The 3,847-nt window shown below is 36.0% G+C and carries 2 protein-coding genes; one reads left to right on the forward strand and one right to left on the reverse strand.

Translation table 11 applies throughout. The annotated features are described in order from the left end of the window. Positions 1-875: 875 nt before the first annotated feature. Positions 876-3,419, reverse strand: coding sequence for a zinc-dependent metalloprotease (locus ACY65O_RS20665; protein WP_462222755.1), 2,544 nt, complete (start codon positions 3,417-3,419; stop codon positions 876-878). Positions 3,420-3,708: 289 nt separating this feature from the next. Between ACY65O_RS20665 and ACY65O_RS20670 the strand changes: the two genes are divergently transcribed. Beyond that, positions 3,709-3,847 (forward strand): hypothetical protein (locus ACY65O_RS20670; RefSeq protein WP_462222756.1); only part of this gene is annotated, 139 nt, incomplete at its 3' end.

Genomic DNA, 3,847 nt, shown 5'->3' on the forward strand with positions numbered 1-3,847 from the left:
ATTGATGCGCTGCGGTATGAGTAAGGCAAGCCTTAAAAATAATTAATAGGCAATACTAGGCTTGTTAGTAATTATACAGATAAAACATTTAATATTTTGAATAAGCATGGCACAGATATGCTTCTACTCAAAGCCACGCTGCATATCTACGTCAGTAGAATAAATTCTTTCTGTAAAATTTTAACGGCGGAACTTCATTTTTTTTATTACTAAAGAAATAATAAATGAGCAATAATTTCAAAAAATTATCTTTGATTTTATTAAGTATTTTAAGTTGTCTAATAATGTGTTTTAATATTTTTTTATACTTTAGTTTTAGACATACTATTCCAAGAGGGAATATTTTATTTACAAATTTTGATTCAATTTGGTACTTGTTGAAAGAAAAGCTAATTTATCTGGACATCTTTATTGTTTTGTTATTTGGTTTATTATTTATTTTATCAACTTCATTGTTTTTAAAATTATTGAATTTTACCATCTTCATTATATCAATAATTTGCCTTCATAAAATTGATGTCAATATTTAGTGATTATAGAGACCTTGCCCTTGTTTGTAGCCCAGCTTCAACCAGCCCGAGCCGTTGTTGGTATGCAGCAAAGATAAATTGGCGGGGGCGTACCAACAACATTGCCCAGCTGAGGCAGTAACAAACCGAATGCTTGGCTGTAAGAACATTTTAAAATAATCGGATTACACCCACTGGCGCAAATGTTCTACCACAGGGCATTTCACTTGGGCATGCAATCTTAGCGGTTTTTAAACGCAGCATAAACATAAATATGCTTATACAAATATTGCGGTCATACAAATATTATAAAACAAAAAAGACGCTTCATTACAAAGCGTCTTTTAAAAAATTATTATTCTAATTTTATTTAGGATCCAGCGTCTTTCTCAATCTGTCACTCAAATCCTGTAAATGATATTTGGTGGCTTTATCTGCACTGCCCGATGCCGCAGCATCAATAGCAGCTTTCAATTCTCTTGCATGCCCTTTTAAATAAGAAAGTATATCCGATTTTTTAGTATCCATTACCGGTGCAGCATTACCAAATGTAAAAGTTATACCAGCTTGCGGGCCTGTTGCAGGGTTAATAATACTGCCCAATCTTTCTACATAAGATTTTTGTAAATTTCTCCTGTAAATATCAATAGCTTTTTTAGCAGTAAGTTCTGTAAAAATATTTTGCCTTAAATCGGTCAGTAAATCAGTTACGGTATAAGCCTGGCTGCCAATAGCAGCTTCGGCATTCAGCATTTTGTTCATGGTACTGGTGCTCAGCATTCTGTTTAAAGCGCCTTCCTGTACAGATAAAATTGTTGTAGTGTAATTTATCCCTGCTTTGCTGGCAATATCTTTATTAATAAGCCATGTTGGTGTAGTAAATACCTGCTTATTTATAAAATCTGCCGCTTCTTTTTGTGTTTCTCTACTTACATATTCATAAACATTTCCGGGCTGGTTATTCTTTTTTAAATTTTCGTAAACGCCGCCAAAATTATACGTTACATGGCCAATATACCTGCGGAACTGGCCCACCACATTATCATACATATCCTCTAAATCTGTATAATCTTCATTGGGCATTTTTGTCCAGCTTATTAAGTTGGGCAAAATACGCTGCAGGTTTTTAATACCATAAGATGATGCTTTCATGGCATTATCACCAATGGCTTCACTCTGGTCACGTGGATCATCTGGCTGGCCCTGGCGGCCATAATAAAAACGTTTATCGCCTGCTTTATCTTCAATCCATTTATCTAAAATAGGTACTTCATCTTCTGCAGTTGCAGCTTCGGGAATTAATTTGTAGCCCCATTCAATACTCCATTTATCATAATCTCCAATACGGGGGTAAATGCCCGGTGCGGTAATATTATCTTCTGGCTGTGCCACATAATTAAAACGGGCATAATCCATAATGCTTGGTGTATGACCGTTAGCTTCCACCCATGCTTTGTTGCGTAAATTTTCAACAGGCACCCCTGCAGATGAACCAAAGTTGTGCGGCAAACCAAGTGTGTGTCCAACCTCATGCGATGATACAAAGCGAATTAACTGTCCCATCAGTTCATCATCAAAAACCATTTTACGGGCCTTAGGGTCAATAGCAGCTGCCTGTATCATATACCAGTCGTGCAGTAATTTCATTACGTTATGAAACCAGCCGATATGGCTTTCCATAATTTCTCCGCTTCTTGGGTCCACAGTGCTTGGGCCATAAGCATTTTCAACAGACGAAGGTTTGTAAATAACAGCGCTGTTACGGGCATCTTCCAAACTCCAGGTACTGTCCTGTTGTTTTGTTGGCGCTTCTTTACCAAAAATAGCATTTTTAAAACCTGCTTTTTCAAAAGCTATCTGCCAATCGTTGATACCCATAATTAAATAGGGGATCCATTTTTTGGGTGTAGTAGGGTCAATATAAAAAACAATGGGTTTAACCGGTTCAACCAGTTCGCCACGTTTATACTTTTCCATATCTTCCGGCTTTGCCTCCATTCTCCAGCGGGCAATTAAATTAATATCTTTTACACCCTGTGGGTTAGCATCAAAATCAGTAAAACCTGTTGCAAAATATCCAACACGGTTATCCCTGTATCTTGGCTTCATTGGTTTTTCTGGTAAAATAAGTAAGGAGCTGTTCATTTCTAAAGTAACAGTAGCCTGGCTTGGTGGCGATGGAGGCAAACCCGGAATAGGAATTTGGAAGCCTGCACTTTTACCAAATGTTTTTACAGTGGTAATTTCAATATTGGTTGGGTAAGGCCTAACACTAACTATATATGATTTATCAGCCTGAAAACTGCCTGCCTGAAATTGTGTTTTTGCAAAACCTGCAAATCCAAAAATTTCATTATCTGCAGTTATATTATCAGTGATGTCTATAACTATACCACCACCTAAACTATCAGGTGCATAAGCTTTAACATCAAATGCCATTGATATGGGTTGGATATTGCTCTTCATTACAGAGCGGTACATATCTTTTGTACTGTCAGAAGGATTTACATTATAAGAGATGTTTTTTAAAAAGATCTTATTGTTAGGCCCTTTTTCAAAACGGATAACATTTTCTGCTATCATGTCGCCGGCATAGCCGTAAAATTGTTTCGCACTTTCTACAGATGATTTAGAAACCCTGTTAACCACCAGTATATCACGGGTTAATAATTTAGCAGGTATCTCAAAATAATATTTGTCTTCTACCTTATGTACAGTAAATAAACCTTTAGTAGTTTTGGCTTTGTCGGTAATAATTTCTTTATAAGGTTTAGGTCCGGTTTTGGGTGCACCGGCCGGTGGCATTGCAGGTAGTCCCGGCGGCATAACAGGCTTATCCTGTGCTGATACAGCAACCGCAAACGATACCGCAAAAGTTGCAAGCATAATTTTTTTAAAGCAATAGTTCATGAGTTTTATTTTTTATTAAACAGATAGAGTTGATAAACGAAAATATAGAATACCTTTTATATTAATAGCATTTATGGATAAAAGGCAAATAAAATAATACGGCTGGGTTATTTTATTTTTTTTTATGTAAAAAAATGAATTGGGCATCCCTGTAAAAAAAAAATAAAAAAAATTATTCATCAGGTTGTTGCTTTCAATTATTTTATTAACTTGTGTCCTCCACGTTAAAAAATGTGAGTAAAAAATGATTGTTTGATAATATATTAATTATGTGTGACATCTCAGGGAACTGTCTAGAAAGCCCAATGTCCTGGATATCATGGGACGCTCATTATGTCCTTCTATATTCGGTCATGAGTTCATCAAGAAAGCTTTGATACTACAACTACTTGGTGGTTGTGAACGTAATCTAGAGAATGGCACTCATT

Source organism: Ferruginibacter sp., assembly GCF_031430955.1.
Lineage (GTDB): Bacteria > Bacteroidota > Bacteroidia > Chitinophagales > Chitinophagaceae > Ferruginibacter.